This is a genomic window from Pseudomonas sp. BN102 (assembly GCF_029871245.1).
Lineage (GTDB): Bacteria > Pseudomonadota > Gammaproteobacteria > Pseudomonadales > Pseudomonadaceae > Metapseudomonas.
In genome coordinates this window covers 17,830-37,408 of record NZ_SSON01000043.1, presented here as the reverse complement: position 1 = coordinate 37,408, position 19,579 = coordinate 17,830, and the positions used below count along the sequence as shown (strand labels likewise).

Here is a 19,579-nt window from a genome sequence, read left to right as displayed (position 1 = left end):
TCCTCAGATGAACAGGCGTTCGGTGTTGTGGAAGCCGCGGCCGTTCTCCGCGCGCGAGGTGCGGCAGAGCACGCTGATGCCGTCGGACGCGACCTGCTGCCAGGTCAGGCCGATGGGCTTGGGCGCGTACTGCGGGTTCGGATCCATGGGGTGTTGCAGGGCGGTGAGCACCACGAGGGTGTCCATCGGCGCGTAGAGTTCGACGAAGTCGCCGGCCCTGGAGTTGCCCGTCGCGAAGCGGAAGCATCCGTCGGCGTCGACATCCACGCGACTGAACAGGTTCAGGCACATCAGCAGGTCCTGCAGGCGCATGTCCCATTTGCCCATTTCCACCAGCAGGTTGTCCGCGCCGTTGCGGAAGAAGCCGTTGCGCAGTTCCTGGTAGCGGCCCTGGCCGTACTTCTCCTGCACTTCGGTGGCGTTCAGCACGCCGCCAAAGCTGTCGTGCCAACCGCAGCTGTCGGCGGTGATGGCGGCGAGCACGCGTCCCATGTCCGAGTACAGGCAGTGGCCGGCGGTGAGCTTGGCGGTGTGCTGGCACTTGAGGCTGTCGGGCAGATTCAGCCGCTCGCTTTTCTCGGCGGCGTTGAATAGCAGCACGCTGGCGTTGCCGCCGCCTTCCAGGTCGGTCAGGCGCAGCAACTGGCCACGCTTGAGCACGAAGGAAGTGTGGCCGCCGCCGGGGACAATTTCTTCATAGAGGCTGGTGCGCAGTTCGTTCATATCGGGTTCCTCAGTAGGCCGGCGTGATCAGCGGCGCGGCCGTTTCCAGGCGCGCGGCGAGCGGTTCGGGCAGGGCGGCGCGGGCCGCCTTGCGGTCGGCGTTGAGTGGGATGTCATAGGTGATGCGGGCGCCGTAGGCGGTGGGCGCCTGCGGGTCGTGGCGGACCTTGTCGAAGACCAGCAGGCGGGTGCCCAGGCTGAAGCCTTCGGCCAGGTCGTGAGTGACCATGAACACGGTGAGCCGGGTTTCCTGCCACAGCTCCAGCAGCAAGGCGTGCATGTCCTTGCGGATGCCCGGGTCGAGCGCGCCGAAGGGTTCGTCGAGCAGCAGCACGCGCGGCTTCATCACCAGCGCTTGGGCGATGGCCAGGCGCTGCTGCATGCCGCCAGAGAGGGCGCTCGGGTATTGCTTCAGCGCATGGCCAAGGCCGACGCGCTCGAGCAGGGCGGCGGCCTGTTCGCGGGCCTCGCGCTTGGCGCCGCCGAACAGCCGGCCGAGCAGCGGCGAGCGCGGCAGTTCCAGGCCGAGGGCGACGTTGTCCTGCACGCTAAGGTGCGGGAACACCGAGTAGCGCTGGAACACCACGCCCCGGCTCGGGTCGGGTTCGCCCGGCAGCGGCTGGCCGTTGAGCAGCAGTTCGCCACGGCTGGGGCGCTCTTGGCCGAGCAGCAGGCGCAGGAAGGTGGACTTGCCGCAGCCGGAGGCGCCGACCAGGGTGCAGAACTCGCCTTCCTGCACTTCCAGGTTGAGGCGTTCGAGCACCACGTTGCCGTCGTATTCCTGCCAGACGTTCTTCACGCGGATGAAGCTCATGCCTTGCCTCCTTCGTACCAGGGGAAGGCGCGGCGGGTGAGTGCGCGCAGCGCCCAGTCCATCAGCCAGGCCAGCGCGGTGATCCACACGACGTAGGGCAGGATCACGTCCATGGCCAGGTAGCGGCGCACGAGGAAGATGCGGTAACCCAGGCCGTCGGTGGAGGCGATGGCTTCGGCGGCGATGAGGAACAGCCAGGCCGTGCCGAGCATCAGGCGCAGGGAGATGAGCAGGCGCGGCATCAGTTGCGGCAGCACCACGCGCAGGATCAGCGTCCAGGTGCTGGCGCCCAGGGTCTGCGCCTTGATCAGCAGTTCGCAGGGGATTTCCCGGGCGCGCTGTTCGATGTCGCGGGCGATGCAGGGCGCGACGCCGATGACGATCAGCACCACCTTGGACAACTCGCCCAGGCCGAAGACGATGAACAGCACCGGCAGGATCGCCAGCGGCGGGATCATCGACAGCACCGTGAGCAGCGGCGACAAGGGCGTGCCGAACAGCGGCACGCTGCCGGCGGCAATGCCCAGCACCAGGCCGAGCAGGGCGGCGATGGAGAGGCCCACGCCCAGGCGCTGCAGGCTGGCGCCGGTGTCCTGCCAGAACAGCACTTCGCCGGTGCGCTTGTCTTCGCTGAAGGCGAGGCGGTTCACCGCGTCGGCCATCTGCGCGGCGCTGGGCAATAGCTTGTCGTTGGGGTTCTCCGCAAGCCGCGATGCCGAGCCGGCGAAATAGGCGAACAGCAGCAGGGCGAAGGGCAGCAGCACCAGGAACAGGCGGCCGCTGCGGTCGGGGGTTCGGTTGATCAGGCGCATGCTTCGTACCAGTCGGTTCGTAGGGCGGATAACGCGGAGCGCGTTATCCGCCCTACGAGGGGAAACGGTGCATAGGTCAGAGCTTCCCTTCCGCCGCCATCTGCACGTAGGTCGGGTCAAAACGCAGCTTCAGGTTCTGTGCATCTCCGGTGGAGAGGCCGCCCGCGAAACTCATGCCGACGGCTTCGGCGCTCTTGGCACCTTCACCCAGCAAGCCGTGGGCGAAGGAAAAGGCTGCGACCTTGTCCATGGTCGCCGGCAGTTTCGGGCTGGTGGCGAAGGCCAGGGCCTCCTTCGGCGTGGCGAACAGCTTAGTGGTGGCGAGCTGGCTCTGGTAGCCGGCCAGATCGGTGCCCGAGGCCTTGGCCATGTGTTCCAGCGCGGCGCGAGTTTCGGCGCTGTCGCCCTGCATCAGCGCGACGGTTTCGAACCAGGCGCCGGTCAGGGCCTTGCCCAGGGCGGGGTTGTCCTTCAGGACGGCGCTGTTGACCACCATCATGTCCATGATCTCGCCGGGGATCTGGCTGGAGTTGAACACCTCGGTGGTGCCCGGCTTGGCGCGGGCTTCGGAGAGCATCGGGTTCCAGGTGGTCACTGCCTGCACGTCGTCGGTGTTGAAGGCGGCGGCGATGTCGGCGTCGGAGGTGTTCACCGTCTTCACGTCCTTCTCGGTCAGGCGGGCGTTTTCCAGCGCGCGGGCGAGCAGGTAGTGGGAGACCGAGAGTTCCACCAGGTTGACGTTCATGCCCTTGAGGTCGGCCAGGGATTTACCTTCGCCCTTGAGGACGATGCCGTCGTTACCGTTCGAGAAGTCGCTGACGATCAGCGCGGTGGAGTCCACGCCGCCGGCCGCGGGGATGGTCAGGGCGTCCATGTTGGTCATGGTGCAGCCGTCGAACTGGCCTGCGGTGTACTGGTTGATCGACTCGATGTAGTCGTTGAGCTGGGTGACTTTGATCTCGATGCCGTACTTCTTCGCCCACTTGTCGACGATGCCGTGGCTGGCCGCATACTCCCACGGCATCCAGCCGGCGTAGATGGTCCAGCAGAGGTTGAAGCTGTTCTTCGCGGCGGCGCTGGCGCCGAGGCTGAAAGTGGCGAGGCCGGCGACGAGCAGGGCGGTCAGAAGGGGCTTGCGCATGGACAATCTCCAGGTCGGTTGTCGGGCGGGCAGGAGTCGGGCGGCACTTGTCGCTCTCGTCTCCCGGGCTTTTGTCCCGCCGTGTAACCTCGCTGGAGGTCGATGACTCTCGGACCAGTCACTCGCTGCGCGAGCCGGAACCCTAGTCATCCATTGTCAGATTGTGGTGCCGCTTTCCGGTGGTCCGGATTACTCCTGCACTCATTGGACGAAGCGAATGCCGTGCCAACTCTGGAAGACCGCCATTTCAGTGAGGCTGCAATGCACCCAGGTGGATTACGACCAGCTTTTTCGTGTGGTCTGCGCCCCTGAAAGAGGCGTTGCGCTGCTTTCTGGTGCATGACGTTCGTTGCGGCCGGGGTGAATGGCTTGACCGAAGTGAGGCAGCGCTATCCGAAGAGCGCAGGGGCGCTCTCGAAGACTCGAAGCCACGGGCGCCCATCAGGAAGCTTTCCGGAAACTGCACATGCACATGTTCTGGCGCCTGCGATCTGTTAGGAGGTCCACGGTTGTGAATGGTCCAGAGCGAAGAGCTACCTCGTCCACTTCAGCGCAAAAGGGACTCGAGATGAAGTTAATGGCCTCCTAGGCGTATCCTCTGTGAATCATGCCGGTTCTCATCGAGGTCGTTGGAATCCCCGTGGGCCCAGCGCTAAAGCTAAATGTGTCATGGCGAATGCCGTGCGGCCTGGTCTTTCTGGTAATAGCGCGCCATATCTTCGCTGGTATGTCCGGCGATCTTCTGCCCGTCCTTACCCGCCCGCTTATGAGGTGTAGGGAGAGGGCGCGGATCTCGGAAAGCCGGCGTCTCCTCTTCCTTCCAGCTCTTGCAGCACCCAGCTTCGTCCCTGGCGTCCTTGAATGCGCGGGTAAGAAGGCGCTCGTCTGCCTGGGTCCAGTGGATCTTGCCGTCGCGCTTCTTCTTGCGCTCGGGGCGGCGGTGGATCAGGCAGGGCGATAGCACGTCATCGCGGCAGCTCGCCAGGACGGTAGCCAGCTGCGGGGTGACCTTGATCTTCAGCCAGCCGGCGTCGAAACCCATTTCGGTCCTGCTCGCCCGGCAACTCCAGCACAGGGAGGGGGGTATCAGGCCGCAGGCATTCAATCATCCATGCCAGAGTCAGCAGGCGGGAGCCTTGCGGCGCGTTTGCGACCTTCCACAGCACGTCGATACAGTCGTTCTGGTGGTGGCCGACCACCGGGCTGGCTGGAATCCATCCGGCTCGACCATTTGATCCAGCAAGTTGCCAAGCATGATGGCGTGCAGTTCTGCGGCAGCCTTGACGGGGAGTAGAGAGCGTTCCCTTTCCTGCATCGACAATTATTGTGCCGTCCAGCCGCCATCCATGTTCCAGGCGGCACCACGGACCTGAGCGGCGGCGTCGCTGCACAGGAACAACGCGAGCTCGCCGAGTTGCTCGGGGGTGACGAAGTCCAGCGAGGGCTGCTTTTCCGCCAGCAAGTCGTGACGCGCCTGCTCCGGACTGGCGCCGGCACTGATACGCGCGTCGATCTGTTGCTGGACCAGCGGCGTCAGTACCCAACCGGGGCAGATGGCATTACAGGTAATGCCGGTGGTGGCGGTTTCCAGTGCGGTGGTCTTGGTCAGGCCGATGACCCCGTGCTTGGCGGCGACATAGGCGCTCTTCCCCGCCGAGGCGACCAGGCCGTGGGTGGAGGCGATGTTGAGGATGCGCCCCCAGCCGCGCTGGCGCATGCCCGGCAGCGCCAGGCGCGTGGTGTGGAACACCGAGGACAGGTTGATGGCGACGATCGCGTTCCAGCGCTCGACGGGGAAGTCTTCCAGCGCGGCGACGTGCTGAATGCCGGCGTTGTTGACCAGGATGTCGAGGGCGCCGAACTCGCGCTCGACGTAGGCGATCATCTCGGCGATCTGGTCGGGTTGGGACATGTCCGCGCCATGGTGGCCGATGCGAGGGCCGTGGATGGCGAGCTCGCCAACCACCGCGTCGATGTCCCCGAAGCCGTTGACCACCACGTTGGCACCTGCGGCGGCGAGACGATGGGCGATGCCCAGGCCGATACCGCTGGTGGAGCCGGTGACCAGGGCGGTCTTGCCATTGAGGTTCATGGGTTTCTCCTGTCAGTCACGGCAGCCGCGTGCAGGCGGCTGCCTGGTAGGGTTCGGCTCAGACGATGCCGGTCGCGTAGTAGGTGCCGATCACCAAGAACACGGCAAGGGTCTTGATCAAGGTGATGGCGAAGATGTCTTTGTAGGCCTCGCGGTGAGTCAGCCCAGTGACCGCGAGCAGGGTGATGACGGCGCCGTTGTGCGGCAGCGTGTCCATCCCGCCGCTGGCCATCGATGCCACCCGGTGCAGAACCTCCAACGGGATGTCAGCCGCGTGGGCTGCGGCGATGAACTGCTCGGACATGGCCGCCAGGGCGATGCTCATGCCTCCGGACGCCGAGCCGGTGATGCCGGCGAGGGTGGTAACGGTGATGGCCTCGTTGATGAGTGGATCGGGGATGCTCTTGAGCGCGTTAGCCAGCACCAGGAATCCTGGCAGCGAGGCGATCACCGCGCCAAAGCCATATTCCGAGGCAGTGTTCATCGCCGCCAACAGGGCGCCGGAAACCGCGGTCTTGCTGCCTTCGGCAAGCTTGCTGCGGATCACCCGGTAACTGCTCGTCAGTACCAACAGAATGCCCAGCAGCAGTGCCGCCTGCACTGCCCAGATGCCGGTGAGCTTGGCCACGTCACTGGCCACCGGCGCGGCCATGCCGGCCAGTTGCAGGCTGTGGGTCTTGCCGTAGATCTGGGGAATCCAGTGGGTGAAGAGCAAGTTGGCACCCCCCACCAGCACCAGCGGTGAGAGCGCCAGCAGCGGGTTGGGCAGTTTCAGGTCGCTGGCAGTTTCCGGCTCGTTGCGCAGGTCGTTGCCGTAGCCTTCACCGGCGGCCTGGGCCTTGGTCAGTTGGCGGCGCAGGAACAGCATGCCCATGGCGAACACGAACAGGCTGCCGATCACGCCCAGCCAGGGGGCGGCCCAGCCATTGGTGCTGAAGAATGTGGTCGGGATGATGTTCTGGATCTGTGGGGTGCCGGGCAGCGCGTCCATCGTGAAGGTGAAGGCGCCAAGGGCGATGGTCGCCGGAATCAGCCGCTTGGGGATGTTGCTCTGGCGGAACATCTCGGCGGCGAACGGATAGACCGCGAACACCACGACGAACAGCGATACGCCGCCGTAGGTGAGCAATGCACAGACCAGCACGATGACCAGCATCGCCTGGCTGGTGCCAAGCAGGCGGATGGCGGCGGCGACGATGGAGCGCGAGAAGCCCGACAGCTCGATCAGCTTGCCGAACACTGCGCCCAGCAGGAACACCGGGAAATAGAGTTTGACGAAGCCAACCATCTTTTCCATGAACACCCCGGTGAAGGCCGGGGCGACGGCGGACGGATCGGTCAGCAGTACCGCGAGCAGGGCCGCGATGGGGGCGAAGAGGATCACGCTGTAGCCGCGATAGGCGGCGAGCATCAGCAGGGCGAGGGCCGCGAGGGCGATGACCACGCTCATCGAATGAATCTCCAGTTAGTGCGGCTGGGTGCCGCGAGTGGTTCTTGTTGTTTTGCTGAGGGCTTACCAGAGCGGCAGCACATAGCTGAGGATCAGACGATTTTCGTCGAGGTCGCTGCCGAAGTTGCTCCGCGCGGTCGCGTTGCGCCATTTCACGCCCAGGTTCTTCAAGGGACCGCTCTGCACCACATAAGCGATGTCGGTGTTGCGTTCCCATTCCTTGCCTTCACTGACCGCACCGCGCAGGTCGACGTTATCGCCTGATAGGTAGCGTGTCATGAAGGTCAGGCCGGGGAGTCCGAGCGCGGCGAGGTTGTAGTCGTAGCGCGCCTGCCAGGAGCGTTCGTCCTCGTTGCCGAAGTCGTTGATCTGCACCAGGTTCACCAGGTAAGCGTCGGTGCCATTGATGTTGGCGAAGCCGGTATCGCCGCTCATGCGCTGATAGCCCAGGCCGAAGGCGTGGCCGCCCAGGGAGTAGGTGAACAGCGCGCCGAAGGCTGTGTTGTCCACATTGCTGCCGCCATCGTCGGTGCTGCGCGCCCAGCGGATGTCGCTCTTCAATGACTGGCCTTCGGCGATGGGCAGCAGGTGGTTCAGGGTCAGGTAGTGCTGCTGGTAGAGGCCATCCAGGCCGCCGTAGTGGTAGCCGGTGCTGAGGTTGGGCGACCACTTGTACGACGCGCCGGCGAAGTCGAACCGGTCGCTGGTCTTCGTCCGCCCCAGGACGATGTTGCGGTTGCCGCCGTTGAACACGGCCATCTCTTCGTTATCGGACGAGTTGCGCAGGTTGATGCGGTCGAAGCGGCCGAGGTCCAGGCTGAGATTGTCCACCTCCGCCGAATTCACCCAGGCGCCCCGGAAGGTCTGCGGCAGCAGGCGGCTGTCGTTGTACAGCGCCACCGGCAGCTTGGGCAGCAAGGTGCCGACCTTGAGGGTGCTCTGCGAGGCGCGCAGCTTGGCGGTCAGGCCCAGCTCGCCGTATTCGTCCTGGGCGCGGTTGGGCTTCTCGCCGTCGGATTTCAGCAGGCCGGTGCCGGTACGGTCGGGGCTGGAGTCCAGCTTCACCCCGAGCAGGCCGAGGGCATCCACGCCCACGCCGACGGTGCCGTCGGTGTAGCCGGATTCGTAACGCAGCAGGAAGCCCTGGGCCCATTCTTCCGCCTTGTTCTGGGCGGCGCCGTCCTGGCGGAAGTCGCGGTTGAAGTAGAAATTGCGGAGCTCGACGCTGGCCTTGCTGTCGGTGAGGAACTCGGCGAAGACCTGGGGAGAGAGGCTGAGGCCGGAGCCCAGCGTGGCGATAATGACAGCATGATTGAGCGTGGAACGGCTCATCGGAGAATCTCCTGGCGCCAGGCCGAGTGCGAAGCGGGACGTGCCGTGGTGTCCCGTGGGGTGGAGTTCGCAATCGGACTGCGTTGATTGTTGTTATGTCGGCTGCGCGGACTCAGGCCGCGACAGTCGCCATAGCCAGGATCGTGCCAATGTCGTAACTAATTGATTTGTAAGTATTATTTTTAAAATCGAGGGCATCGGGCCGCTACGGCATTCTCCGAATGGAGACGAATTGCGAGCTGACAGCTCTTGGATGCTCTGCGGTATGCGGAGAATTGGGTTGTCTCCATTTGGAGACTTGTCTCTGTTTCAGGACGAAAGGCCCAGCGCGGCCATCTTCTTGTACAGCGTCGAACGGCCCAGGCCCAGGCGCCGTGCGGCTGCGTCGACATTGCCGGCCTGCTCGGCGAGCACGCTGCGGATCAACTGACGTTCGAACTCCTCCCGCGCGGCATAGAAATCCTGCCCGGCGGCGAGGCTGGCGGAAGGCGCGCCTACCGATGCCGGCAGTGGTTGCAGCGTGCCGAGGGCCGAGCGCAGCGCGGCCGTGTCGAGCTGCGGGCGGTCGCCGAGCAGCACGGTGCGTTCCAGCAGATTGCGCAGCTCGCGCACGTTGCCCGGCCAGGCGTGCTGGGCCAGAAGCGCCAGACCGTCGGCGTCCAGTTCGTAGAGTGTCTGACGGTCGTCGCGCAGGCCGTCGAGTATGGCTTCGCACAGCGCCGGCAGGTCTTCCAGGCGCTCGCGCAGCGGAGGAATTTCGATGGGCAGGACGTTGATGCGGTAGAACAGGTCGGCGCGGAAACGCCCCTCGCGCATGGCAGCATCGAGGTTGATGGAGGTGGCGGCGATCAGGCGGATGTCGCTGCGCAGCACCTCGTTGGAACCCACCGGTTCGAACTCCTTTTCTTGCAGCACGCGCAGCAGCTTGCTCTGCAGGGCCAACGGCATGTCCCCGATCTCGTCGAGGAACAGGGTTCCGCCCTGGGCGATCTGCAGCTTGCCGGGGCGGCCCTTGCGGTCGGCACCGGTAAATGCGCCAGGCGCGGTGCCGAAGAACTCCGCCTCCAGCAGGGTTTCGGGAATCGCCGCGGCGTTGATGCTGACGAAGGGCTTGTCGGCGCGCGGCGAGGAAGCATGGATGGCATGGGCCAGCAGCTCCTTGCCGGTGCCGGTCTCGCCCAGCAGCAGCACCGGTGCCTCGCTGGCCGCCCCGCGTCGGGCGCGACGCTTGACCTCCAGGCTGGCCGGGCTGGTGCCGATGAAGTGGCCGAAGCTGTATTTCGCCTGGCGCGCCTGCAGCAGGGAACGGGTCGAAGCCAGCTCCGCCTGCATGCGCTGGTAGCGGGTCAGCAGCGGCGACAGTGTGCGCAGTTCGTCGAACAGGGCGAAGCCGATGCCGCCGATTACCTTGCCGGCGTCGTCGCGGATCGGCACGCGCATCACCACCAGCGGATCCTTGGCCATGTCGAGGATGTCCAGCAGGATCGGCCGGCCGCTGCTGACCACCTCGCGCATCAGGCTGCCGGGGATTATCTGCTCCACCGGCCGGCCGATGGCCTGCTCGGCGTCTTCCAGGCCAAAGCGCTGGGCATAGCGCTGGTTGATCCAGACGATGCGCGCATCGCGGTCGACGATCACCGTGCCTTCGCTGAACTGCTCGAAGATTTCGAACAGCGAGCGTATCGCCAGTTGACGGACGCTTTGATAGTCCGAGAGGGAGTGGTTGTCGCTCATGGGGCTTTCGACAGTCTGATAGGTGAGTCGCGCACCTTAGCGCACCCTCATTCGGTCGGCGAGCATCCTTGTTTCCTCTCAAAGGCGTGGCAAGCGCAAGCAGATCTGCAAGGAGTTGTTCCTGATCGAGATGGATCAGGTAGTGCTCCAGCGGGGAATATGGCTGTGATAAATGGCTTTCTGGGCGACCATGGATTGTCGTTTTGCCAGGGCACCATCGTCGATGCCACACATGATCTGTGTGCCCAGTTCAACCAGGAGCCCGGACGGCAAGCGCGACCCGGAAATGCACCAGACGAAGAAAGGCAACCCGTATTACTTCAATGCCAAAGAGCACATTGGCGCTGACGATGGCCGAGCTTGGTGCACGGCGTGGTGGTTAACCGAGCAGGCCCATGTCGGAGCACGAGCACTTCCCGGCAGGTGACGCCTTAACTTCCCCAGCACGCAGCGCTGCTGGAATACGATTCGGTGACTTGGGGCAGAACCTGAAAAGCGCGTCGGCGCTTTTTCCGTACTTCGGTAGAAGCGTAAATCCGCTTCCCCACAACGCCGCAGTTCCGTAGAAGCGGATCTGCGCATTTGTGCAGATACGGAAGTCCGTATCGGTCCGAATCTGTGGCCGCGATTCGGTTTACCTGCCTCAGATTGATTGCAGAAGTGTGCTGCCCCCGATCAGCTATCCAGGATCGGGCGCCACCGGCGCCGAATGAACGAAGCAGGCCCACGGTGAATATCGTCATGTTTTTGTCCGGCTTCTTTCCGCTGACGCGTAGATAGAAAGAATGACGGCAGGATCTGGGACCTCGCTGCTGATGCGCGCTTCGGCGAATGGCTAACGAGCTGACATAGGACAGCCATTAAAAAAAGCGACCCTTAGGCATCGATAACATCGTTTTTCTAATGCGTTGCGCTTCCCTATATTTCCCGTAAATCAAGTCCATGGCTTGAAAGTCGTACTGATCGTCGCCGGGAAATTATATGAACAAGAATTTGGAAGCTGCTCGCAGCGAGTGTGCGGGCATTGGCACTCAAGTTGTCTGGGCGGGAGAGCAAGTACAGCATCCCTATAACGCTACGCAAACGCCAATTGTCTTAAGTGCCGCATATGGCTATCAGGATATCGATCTCTGGTACGACGTAGCGCTGGGCAAGAGCGAGGGTTTCATCTACAGCCGCATGAGCAACCCGACGGTCGCCACGCTGGAGAACAAACTGTGCGAGCTGGAGAAGTCGGAGTCGGCAGTGGCCTTCAGCAGTGGCATGGCCGCAATCAGCGGGGTGCTGCACACCTTCCTCTGCAGCGGGAAGCGCGTGGTGTCCACCCGCGACAGCTACGGTGGCACTAACAAGATCTTCGAGGAGTTTCTACCGCGCATGGGCGTGGAGGTGACCCTCTGCGACACCCTGGATGCCGAGGCCATCGAGCACGAGATCGCCAAGGGCTGCGACCTGCTGTACCTGGAGACGCCCACCAATCCGACCCTTAAAGTCCTTGATATCCGCCGTCTGGTGGCTGCGGCCAAGCGCGTGAGCGCCCTGGTGGTGGCGGATAACACCTTCGCCACGCCGCTTAACCAGAACCCCCTGGCCCTGGGTGTGGATGTGGTGGTGCACAGCGCGACCAAGTTCCTCTCGGGCCACGGCGACGTGCTCGGAGGCGTGGTGTGCGGCGCGGAAAGCCTGATGGCCCAGGTGCGTCATTACCGCGAGATCAATGGCGCGGCGTTGGACCCGTTCTCCGCCTACCTGATCATCCGGGGTATCAAGACTCTGGCCCTGCGCCTGCGCCAACAGCAGCAGAGCGCCCAAGCGCTGGCCGAATACCTGCTCACCGAACCGCTGGTGGAGGCGGTGAATTATCCCGGACTGCCCAGCCATCCCGGTCATGCCATCGCGTGCTCGCAGATGCGCGGTTTCGGCGCCATCGTCAGCTTCGTCCTGGCCGGTGGCATGGACACCGTGAAACGCCTCCTACCGCGCCTGCGCTTTGCCCATCGCGCCGGCAACCTGGGCGCGGTGGAAACCATCTACGGCCCCGCGCGCACCACCAGTCACGTCGAGAACACCCTGGAGGAGCGCCAGGCGCTGGGCATCTCCGAAGGTCTGGTGCGGATCTCCGTGGGAATCGAAGAAACCGGCGATCTGCTCGCCGATCTCCAGCAGGCGTTTGCGTTTGTTCACCGGGAACTCGCTAACGAACCTGCTTCGAAATTCTCCACTGTTCTGACCGAACGTCACACCGAGGTGGAAACCTGACGTTCGCCCCCTGACTCCTGGCCGGAGAGCCAGCGAGTTAATCATGAAAAGGAACAATAACAATACCCGATGGCAACTTGATCAGTTCTGCCTTGAAGTTGGTTGCAGAAACTTCTTTGCCCGCAAACTTTCATGAGAGTCCACATATGTCCGCGCAAACAACAGATAAGAATATTTCGGGACCTGGTTTCAAACAGGATATGCAGACGCGCCACATTGTGATGCTGGCGCTGGGAGGGGTGATCGGTACCGGCCTGTTCCTGACATCCGGCTATACCGTCAACCAGGCCGGTCCGCTGGGGGCGGTCATCGCCTATATCATTGGCGCGATCATGGTTTACATGGTGATGATGTGCCTTGGGGAACTGGCCGTGCAGATGCCGGAAACCGGCTCCTTCAGCAGCTACGCCTCACGTTACCTGGGCCCCGGCACCGGTTATACCGTGGCCTGGCTCTATTGGCTGACCTGGGCGGTGGCCATTGGCTCGGAGTTCACTGCAGCCGGCATCCTCATGGTGCGCTGGTTCCCTGATACCCCGGTGTGGATCTGGAGCGCGTTGTTCGCCATCACGGTGTTCGTCAGCAACGTGGTGTCGGTGCGGCTGTTCGCCGAAACCGAGTTCTGGCTGTCACTGGTGAAGGTAGTGGCCGTGATCGCCTTCCTGGTGGTGGGAACGGGCGCCATCATCGGCTTGTTCGAGGTGCAGCAGGCCCACAGCATTGGCCTCGGCAACTTCACCCGCGAGGGATTGTTCCCGACCGGCTTCTGGTCGATCGCCATGACCCTGCTGGCGGTGTCGTTCGCCTTTTCCGGCACCGAGCTGATCGGTATCGCCGCCGGCGAGACCCGTGACCCTCAACGCAACGTGCCCAAGGCCATCCGCACCACCGTAGTACGTTTGGCGTTGTTCTTCGTCGGCACCATCTTCGTCCTCGCAACCCTGCTGCCGCGTGAGCAGGCCGGCCTGGTGGAGAGTCCCTTCGTCACGGTGTTCGAGTCCATCGGCATCCCCTATGCGGCCGACATCATGAACTTCGTGATCATCAGTGCGTTGTTGTCAGCTGCCAACTCTGGCCTGTATGCCGCTTCGCGGATGCTCTGGACCCTGAGCGACCAGGGTCACATGCCCAAGCGCTTCGGCGAGCTGAGCCGCATGGGCACGCCGTTCAACGCAATTGTGGTGAGCATGGCCGGCAGCATTGCCTCGCTGCTGAGCGGCGTTTTTGCCCCGGATACCGTCTACCTCGCGCTGGTGTCGATTTCGGGCCTGGCCGTGGTGGTGGTGTGGATGAGCATTGCGGCAAGCCAGATCGCCTTCCGTCGCCATTACGTGGCCAATGGCGGCAAGGTCGAGGACCTCAAGTTCCGGGTACGCGGTTATCCCTGGGTGCCGCTGGGCGCGCTGGCGAGTTGCACGCTGGCCTGCATCGGGATTGCCTTTGATCCGGCCCAGCGAGTTGCGCTCTACTTCGGGGTGCCGTTCATTGCCTGGTGCTACTTCGTCTACTGGGTCACCCGTAAGGGCCGTGAGCGGCGCCTGGCCTCCCACGCCGCGCCGGTCCGCACGCCCGAGGTGGCCTGAGGGGGCTGATTGAAACCGTCCGCCCCGCGACGATTCCCCGGAAATGACCCCATGAGAGACCGCGCATGAACCAGAAAGCCTTGCCCCCGTTGAACTGGTTGCGAGCGTTCGAGGTATCGGCGCGGTACCTCAACTTCACCCACGCGGCGGACGAGCTGCACCTGACCCAAGGGGCGGTGAGCCAGCAGATCCGCCAGCTGGAAAGCCACCTGGGGGTAGCGTTGTTCAAGCGCCTGCCACGGGGCCTCGGCCTGACGGAGGAAGGACAGTCCTACCTGCCGGTGGTACAGGACGCCATCACCCGCCTGGCGGTGGGCACCAACGAGATCTTCGGCCAGCACAAGCGGCGGCCGATCAAGGTGCGTGGCAGCCTTTCGTTCCTGCACTTCTGGCTGGCACCCAAGCTGGCCGATTTCCGTCGCGCTCATCCCCATCTCGATATCCGTTACATCAGCAATCTCTGGGTCAAGGAGCTGGATGGTGAGGACGATGTGGAGATCCGCTGGGGCCACGGGCACTGGCCGGGGCTGGTGTCGCAGAGGCTGACCTGGGACACCCTGTTCCCAGTCTGTTCGCCGCAGCTGATCGCCGACTTGCCGCTGCAGGAGCCTCGCGACGTCGCCCGTCACCCGCTGCTGCACGTGCTCGGCTACGAAGAGGGCTGGGGTTACTGGCTGAAGCGGGTGGGTGCCGACGACGTCGATTTCTCCACCGGCCCCCAGTTCGACACCCTGGTCTCCACCTTGCGCCTCGCCGAACTGGGGCAGGGCATCGCCCTGGCGCGTTCGTCTATGGTTGAGGACCTGCTGCGCGAAGGCCGTCTAGTGGAGCTTTTCGATCAGCGCATTGAGGCCAGCGAGTCCTTCTACCTGGTCCACGGTACAGGGACAAAACTGCATCCAGATGCCTCGGCCTTTGCCACCTGGCTGGTGGCCCAGGCCCATCGCTACAAGTAAGCGCCAGGAGAGATCATGCATTACGTAAGTACACGCAGCGCCGCCTTGCGGGCGGATTTCCGCAATGTGGTGTTGTCGGGGCTCGCCACTGATGGCGGGCTCTTCGTGCCGGCCAGCCTGCCGGTGTTCGGTGCCCAGGAAATCGCCAACTGGTCTTGGCTGCCGTTTGAGGAGCTGGCCTGGCGGGTGATCAGCCCCTTCGTCGGGCAGACCATCGCGGAGGACGAACTCAAGACGTTGCTCAAGGACAGCTATCGCCCCTTCAACCACCGCGCCATCGCGCCGCTGCGCCAGATCGACCGCAACGAATGGGTGCTGGAGCTGTTCCACGGCCCGACCCGCGCCTCCAAGGATTTCGCCGCCCAGCTGCACGCGCGCCTGGTGCGATACTTCCTCGAATGCGACGGAGGACGGGCACTGGTCGTGGGCGCCACCAATGGTGACACCGGGCTGGCCGCCATGCAGGCTTTCGGCGCCTGCCCAAGCTGCCGGGTGGTCACGCTGTATCCGGAGATAGGCGTGCCGGGTGACCGCCTGCTTGCGCTCCAGGCTGCCGACACGGAGCGGGTGCTGGCCTGCGCCGTGGCCGGCAGCTTCGACGACTGCCAGACCCTGGTCTCGCGGCTGTTTCGTCAGTGGCCACTGGAGCAGGTAGTGCCCATCGGCTTCAACTCCACCAACTGGATCGGCGTGCTGGCGCAACTCGTCTTCTACTTCCACGCAGCCCTGCAGCTTGGCGGCGGCCAGCGCCCGATCGGTTTCAGCATCCCGGCGGCGAGCTTCGCGGAGGTCTACGCCGGCTATATCGCGCAGAAGATGGGACTACCGATCAACCAGATCATCATCTCCACCAACCGTAACGACGCGTTGCACCAGTTCATTCACAAGAACCACTATTCCACCCGTGAGGCCAGTCGCACTCTCTCTCCAGCCATGGACTTTTCCATCTTCTCCAATCTGGAGCGTTTCGTCTGGGAGCTCTACGACCACGACGACCAGGCGGTGAAGACACTGATGGAACACTTTGAAAACGTCGGCGAACTCAGCATCGCCAACCACCAGTGGCTGCAAGCTCGCCTGCTGATTGACTCCTACGCGGTGGGTGACGAGCAGACGGTGGCGGAAATTACTGCGCTGTTCCGCGACACTGGCATCTCGATCGATCCGCACACCGCCACCGGTGTGCTCGCGGCGCGCCTGTACCGGCGCAGCATGGTGACGCCGATGGTGACCCTGGGGCAGATCGCCCCGGAGAAGTCGGCCGAGCTGCTGGCCGAGTTGGGTGCCTGGAATGGGCCGCTGCCGCAGCTGCAAGCGCCCGCAGGACATCCGCGACATCTGGCGCGTGGCGACCTCGACGGGCTGTGCCGGATGCTCCGTGAATGGTAGGGGGAGGGCGGCGATGAAGCGCATCCTCGATCCGCTGGACGAACGCATCCTGGCTGAACTCACCGCCAACGCGCGCATTGCCCATGCGGAACTCGGCGACAAGGTCAACCTGTCGCGCAACGCGGTTCGCCAGCGCATCGAGCGCCTGGAACGCGACGGCGCCATCCAGGGCTACACACTGAAGACCGGCGACGGCCGTCGTCCAGCCTCGTTGATCAGCGCGGTGATCTTCGTCTACCGCTACGACCGCATGCGCGGCGAGGAAGTGCTGCAAGCCCTGCGCGGCATTCCGGAAATCGTCCAGTGCGAGGTCATGAGCGGTGAGTTCGATCTGATGCTTCGGGTCGACGCGGCGACGCCTGAACGCGTGCATCTGGTGTGGAAGGAGATTTCCGCCATGCCCGGCGTTTCCAACACGGTTACCTCCTTCGTGCTCTCCTCTGTGATCTGAACTGGGGAGCATCCTCCCTCAGCGCCGCCCGGACCTGGTCCGGGCGGCGTTTTTTATGCGCGCTCGCATGGGCTGCCTGGTTCGAGCCAGCCCCCTGTGGTCACGCCCACGTGGAAATCCCGCTCACCCATGCTCCTGGATCGGCCCGGGGCAATCCGCCGCCTCCGCATTTCCACAGCAGGTGCTGGCGCTGGTGCTGGTCAAAATGGCCAATAAATACAGCGGATTGCCATATTCAACTGCCATCAACCGGCTCTTAGGCTGGAACCCATCAAGCAACTGCCTGTATGGGAGGCAACCCGATGTCCGAATACAAGATTGCCCTGGTTGGTTTCGGCGGCGTGAACCGCGGCCTGGCCCAACTGATCGCCGAGCGCAATGAGGCCTGGCAGGCCGAGCTGGGCTTCAGCCTGAAGATCGTCGGTGTGACCGACCTGTTCCTGGGGTCCGTCATGAACCGTGACGGCCTGGACGCTGCGCAACTGGTCACGCTGCCGGCCGCCAAGGGGGCATTCGCAGAACTGCCGGGCGGCACTGCCGAAGCGTTCAACGAGACGGTCATCAAGCAGTCCGGCGCCGACATTATTGCCGAGGCCACCTTCACCAATCCGGTGGACGGTGAGCCGGCAGCCACTTTCTGCCGCTGGGCACTGGAGAGTGGCAAGCATGTGGTCACCACCAACAAGGGCCCGATCGCGTTGCACGGCGCCGAACTCAAGGCCCTGGCCGAGCGCAATGGCGTGGCCTTCGAGTACGAAGGCTCGGTGATGAGCGGCACCCCGGTCATCCGCATGGCGCGCCAGACCCTGCCGGGTGCGGTGATCACCGGCTTCGAAGGCATCCTCAACGGCACTTCAAACTATGTGCTGACCCGCATGGAGGAAGGCCTGAGCTTCGCCGAAGCGGTGCGCCAGGCGCAGGAGCTGGGCTACGCCGAGGCCGACCCGACCGCGGACGTCGAAGGTTTCGATGTACGCCTGAAGGTGGTGATCCTCGCCAAAGAACTGCTCGACGCCCACCTGCAGGTGAGCGATGTGCGTTGCAGCGGCATCAGCGGCTTGGGCGCCGCCGACCTCGAACAGGCTCGCCAGGCCGGCGCCCGCTGGAAGCTGATCGGCTCCGCCCAGCGTCAGGCCGATGGCTCCGTATGTGCCAGCGTCGAGGCCCGCCGACTGGACAATGGCCACCCGCTGGCCGGCATCTCCGGCGCCACCAACGCGGTGTCCTTCAACACCGAACTGCTGGGGGCGGTGACGGTCTCCGGTCCGGGGGCCGGGCGCATCGAGACAGCCTTCGCGCTGCTGTCCGACATTGTCGCCATTCACACCGCGCGTACGAAGCGCTGAGCCTGGGAGAACACTCATGACCGCATCTCATCTCGCCCTCGCCAAGGCCATGGAAAGCCCCTTGATCGATGTGTTTAACCCCTTCGATGGTAGCCAGGTGGGCTGCGTGCCCTGCCTCGGTGTCGCCGACGTCCCCGGCCTGCTGGAGCAGGCCCGGGAGGGTGTGCGGACTTGTGCCGCGCTGCCGCGCCATCGCCGTGCACGCATCCTCGAGGACGCCGCGCGCCTGGTCGAGCGGGACGCCGCTGCCTTCGCCGGCCTGATCGTCGCCGAGGCGGGCAAGACTCTGCGCCAGGCGGAGAAAGAGGTGAAGCGCTGCATCAACACCCTCAAGCTATCAGCCGAAGAGGCCAGGCGTAATGCCGGCGAGGTGGTGCCGTTCGAGTCCTACGAGGGCTCCGAATCCCGCCAGGGCTGGTTCACCCGCGAGCCGCTGGGGCTGATCGTGGCGATCACCCCTTACAACGACCCGCTGAACTTGGTGGCGCACAAGCTCGGCCCATCCATCGCCGGTGGCAACGCGGTGTTGCTCAAGCCCTCGGAGTTGGCGCCCCTGTCGGCGTGCAAGCTGGTGAACTGCCTGCGCGAAGCCGGCCTGCCGGAGTCCGTCGTGACCATCGCCCCCGGCGGTGCGGAGCTGGGCAAGGCGCTCACTGCCGCCCGTGAAGTACGGATGATCTCCTTCACCGGCGGCTTCGTCACCGGCGAGAACATCGCCCGCAACGCCGGCCTGAAGAAGCTGGCGATGGACCTGGGCGGCAATGCACCGGTGCTGGTACTTGAGGATTGCGAGCTGGAGGCTACGGTCGAATCCTGCGTGTCCGGCGCCTTCTGGGCAGCGGGGCAGAACTGCATTGGCACGCAGCGCATCCTCGTGCAGGCGTCGATCTACGAGGCCTTCCGTGAACGCTTCGTGGCATTGAGCCAGGCGCTGGTGGTGGGTGATCCAAGCTGCCGCAAGACTGACGTTGGTCCGATGATCACCGAACAGGCCGCACGCAACGCCGAGCAGGTGGTGACGGAGGCCCTGGCCGAGGGGGCACGCCTGCTCTGTGGCCACCGTCGCCAGGGCACCCTGTATGCACCGACCGTACTGGAGCGGGTGAGCCATGACAGCCGCCTGTGGTGCCACGAAGTGTTCGCTCCGGTGGTGGTGCTGGAGCCGTTCGACAGCCTGGACGAGGCCGTCGCCCTGGCCAACGAACCCGAATACAGCCTGCACGCGGGCATCTTCACCGCGGACCTCAAGCGCGCACTGAGCGCCGCGAAGCGCATCGAGGCCGGCGGGGTGATGATCAACGACTCCTCCGACTACCGCTTCGACGCCATGCCCTTCGGCGGCTTCAAATACGGCAGCCTGGGTCGCGAAGGCGTCCGCTTCGCCTATGAGGACATGACGCAACCGAAGGTGGTGTGCATCAACGAGTTGAGCTGAACCATCGGGCGACGTCCGTTCACGGTCGTCCTTTGCATCGGGCGGGTCTGCTCGCCGCGCCG

Annotated in this window: 15 protein-coding genes, 2 pseudogenes and 1 riboswitch; of the genes and pseudogenes, 8 read left to right on the top strand and 9 right to left on the bottom strand. The window is 64.2% G+C overall.

Annotated elements, in window-relative coordinates:
- Positions 1–3 precede the first annotated feature (3 nt).
- The 9 genes and pseudogenes from E8F12_RS08420 to E8F12_RS08380 form a co-directional block, all read right to left on the bottom strand.
- Positions 4–723, bottom strand: a complete 720-nt coding sequence (locus tag E8F12_RS08420; protein WP_280324792.1) for an urea amidolyase associated protein UAAP1 — start codon at positions 721–723, stop codon at positions 4–6.
- A gap of 10 nt (positions 724–733) precedes the next feature.
- Complete coding sequence (locus E8F12_RS08415) at positions 734–1,537, bottom strand: ABC transporter ATP-binding protein (protein ID WP_280324791.1); 804 nt, start codon at positions 1,535–1,537, stop codon at positions 734–736.
- Positions 1,534–2,349: an ABC transporter permease gene (locus E8F12_RS08410; RefSeq protein WP_280324790.1), complete on the bottom strand. Its 816-nt coding sequence runs from the start codon at positions 2,347–2,349 to the stop codon at positions 1,534–1,536. The genes E8F12_RS08415 and E8F12_RS08410 overlap by 4 nt, the downstream gene beginning before the upstream one ends.
- A gap of 76 nt (positions 2,350–2,425) precedes the next feature.
- Positions 2,426–3,490, bottom strand: a complete 1,065-nt coding sequence (locus E8F12_RS08405; protein WP_280291370.1) for a putative urea ABC transporter substrate-binding protein — start codon at positions 3,488–3,490, stop codon at positions 2,426–2,428.
- A gap of 58 nt (positions 3,491–3,548) precedes the next feature.
- Positions 3,549–3,647, bottom strand: a riboswitch (guanidine-I (ykkC/yxkD leader).
- A 510-nt stretch (positions 3,648–4,157) separates the two neighbouring features.
- Positions 4,158–4,532: a hypothetical protein gene (locus E8F12_RS08400; protein ID WP_280324789.1), complete on the bottom strand. Its 375-nt coding sequence runs from the start codon at positions 4,530–4,532 to the stop codon at positions 4,158–4,160.
- A gap of 279 nt (positions 4,533–4,811) precedes the next feature.
- Entirely contained in the window at positions 4,812–5,582 is a 771-nt protein-coding gene (locus tag E8F12_RS08395; protein WP_280324788.1) for a 3-hydroxybutyrate dehydrogenase, read from the bottom strand.
- A 58-nt stretch (positions 5,583–5,640) separates the two neighbouring features.
- Positions 5,641–7,032: a GntP family permease gene (locus E8F12_RS08390; RefSeq protein ID WP_280324787.1), complete on the bottom strand. Its 1,392-nt coding sequence runs from the start codon at positions 7,030–7,032 to the stop codon at positions 5,641–5,643.
- Between the two features lie 63 nt (positions 7,033–7,095).
- The gene (locus E8F12_RS08385; RefSeq protein ID WP_280324786.1) at positions 7,096–8,364 is read right to left on the bottom strand and encodes an OprD family porin; all 1,269 of its coding nucleotides are present in this window, start codon (positions 8,362–8,364) and stop codon (positions 7,096–7,098) included.
- Positions 8,365–8,645: 281 nt separating this feature from the next.
- Positions 8,646–10,098 (bottom strand): annotated as a pseudogene (locus E8F12_RS08380) (sigma 54-interacting transcriptional regulator); the annotation flags it as partial.
- 150 nt (positions 10,099–10,248) lie between these two features.
- Here E8F12_RS08380 and E8F12_RS08375 point away from each other — a divergent pair.
- The 8 genes and pseudogenes from E8F12_RS08375 to E8F12_RS08340 form a co-directional block, all read left to right on the top strand.
- Positions 10,249–10,476 (top strand): annotated as a pseudogene (locus E8F12_RS08375) (IS5/IS1182 family transposase); the annotation flags it as partial.
- Between the two features lie 603 nt (positions 10,477–11,079).
- Entirely contained in the window at positions 11,080–12,357 is a 1,278-nt protein-coding gene (locus E8F12_RS08370) for a cystathionine gamma-synthase family protein (protein WP_280324785.1), read from the top strand.
- A 146-nt stretch (positions 12,358–12,503) separates the two neighbouring features.
- Positions 12,504–13,940 (top strand): amino acid permease, encoded by a 1,437-nt coding sequence (locus E8F12_RS08365; RefSeq protein WP_280324784.1) that lies wholly within the window; start codon positions 12,504–12,506, stop codon positions 13,938–13,940.
- A 65-nt stretch (positions 13,941–14,005) separates the two neighbouring features.
- Complete coding sequence (locus E8F12_RS08360) at positions 14,006–14,896, top strand: LysR substrate-binding domain-containing protein (RefSeq protein ID WP_280324783.1); 891 nt, start codon at positions 14,006–14,008, stop codon at positions 14,894–14,896.
- Positions 14,897–14,911: 15 nt separating this feature from the next.
- Positions 14,912–16,285 (top strand): threonine synthase, encoded by a 1,374-nt coding sequence (gene thrC, locus E8F12_RS08355; RefSeq protein WP_280324782.1) that lies wholly within the window; start codon positions 14,912–14,914, stop codon positions 16,283–16,285.
- Positions 16,286–16,298: 13 nt separating this feature from the next.
- Positions 16,299–16,736 carry an Lrp/AsnC family transcriptional regulator gene (locus E8F12_RS08350; protein ID WP_280324781.1) on the top strand — a complete coding sequence of 146 codons (438 nt, stop codon included), beginning with the start codon at positions 16,299–16,301 and terminating at the stop codon, positions 16,734–16,736.
- A 302-nt stretch (positions 16,737–17,038) separates the two neighbouring features.
- Positions 17,039–18,082, top strand: coding sequence for a homoserine dehydrogenase (locus tag E8F12_RS08345; RefSeq protein WP_280324780.1), 1,044 nt, complete (start codon positions 17,039–17,041; stop codon positions 18,080–18,082).
- A gap of 16 nt (positions 18,083–18,098) precedes the next feature.
- Positions 18,099–19,517 (top strand): aldehyde dehydrogenase family protein, encoded by a 1,419-nt coding sequence (locus E8F12_RS08340; RefSeq protein ID WP_280324779.1) that lies wholly within the window; start codon positions 18,099–18,101, stop codon positions 19,515–19,517.
- Positions 19,518–19,579: the final 62 nt, after the last annotated feature.

Coding starts and splice junctions, on each gene's coding strand:
- E8F12_RS08405 (WP_280291370.1), bottom strand. CDS start 3,490: ATGCGCAAGCCCCTTCTGACCGCCCTGCTCGTCGCCGGCCTCGCCACT.
- E8F12_RS08400 (WP_280324789.1), bottom strand. CDS start 4,532: ATGGGTTTCGACGCCGGCTGGCTGAAGATCAAGGTCACCCCGCAGCTG.
- E8F12_RS08390 (WP_280324787.1), bottom strand. CDS start 7,032: ATGAGCGTGGTCATCGCCCTCGCGGCCCTCGCCCTGCTGATGCTCGCC.
- E8F12_RS08370 (WP_280324785.1), top strand. CDS start 11,080: ATGAACAAGAATTTGGAAGCTGCTCGCAGCGAGTGTGCGGGCATTGGC.
- E8F12_RS08340 (WP_280324779.1), top strand. CDS start 18,099: ATGACCGCATCTCATCTCGCCCTCGCCAAGGCCATGGAAAGCCCCTTG.
- E8F12_RS08420 (WP_280324792.1), bottom strand. CDS start 723: ATGAACGAACTGCGCACCAGCCTCTATGAAGAAATTGTCCCCGGCGGC.
- E8F12_RS08395 (WP_280324788.1), bottom strand. CDS start 5,582: ATGAACCTCAATGGCAAGACCGCCCTGGTCACCGGCTCCACCAGCGGT.
- E8F12_RS08350 (WP_280324781.1), top strand. CDS start 16,299: ATGAAGCGCATCCTCGATCCGCTGGACGAACGCATCCTGGCTGAACTC.
- E8F12_RS08345 (WP_280324780.1), top strand. CDS start 17,039: ATGTCCGAATACAAGATTGCCCTGGTTGGTTTCGGCGGCGTGAACCGC.
- E8F12_RS08415 (WP_280324791.1), bottom strand. CDS start 1,537: ATGAGCTTCATCCGCGTGAAGAACGTCTGGCAGGAATACGACGGCAAC.
- thrC (WP_280324782.1), top strand. CDS start 14,912: ATGCATTACGTAAGTACACGCAGCGCCGCCTTGCGGGCGGATTTCCGC.
- E8F12_RS08410 (WP_280324790.1), bottom strand. CDS start 2,349: ATGCGCCTGATCAACCGAACCCCCGACCGCAGCGGCCGCCTGTTCCTG.
- E8F12_RS08360 (WP_280324783.1), top strand. CDS start 14,006: ATGAACCAGAAAGCCTTGCCCCCGTTGAACTGGTTGCGAGCGTTCGAG.
- E8F12_RS08365 (WP_280324784.1), top strand. CDS start 12,504: ATGTCCGCGCAAACAACAGATAAGAATATTTCGGGACCTGGTTTCAAA.
- E8F12_RS08385 (WP_280324786.1), bottom strand. CDS start 8,364: ATGAGCCGTTCCACGCTCAATCATGCTGTCATTATCGCCACGCTGGGC.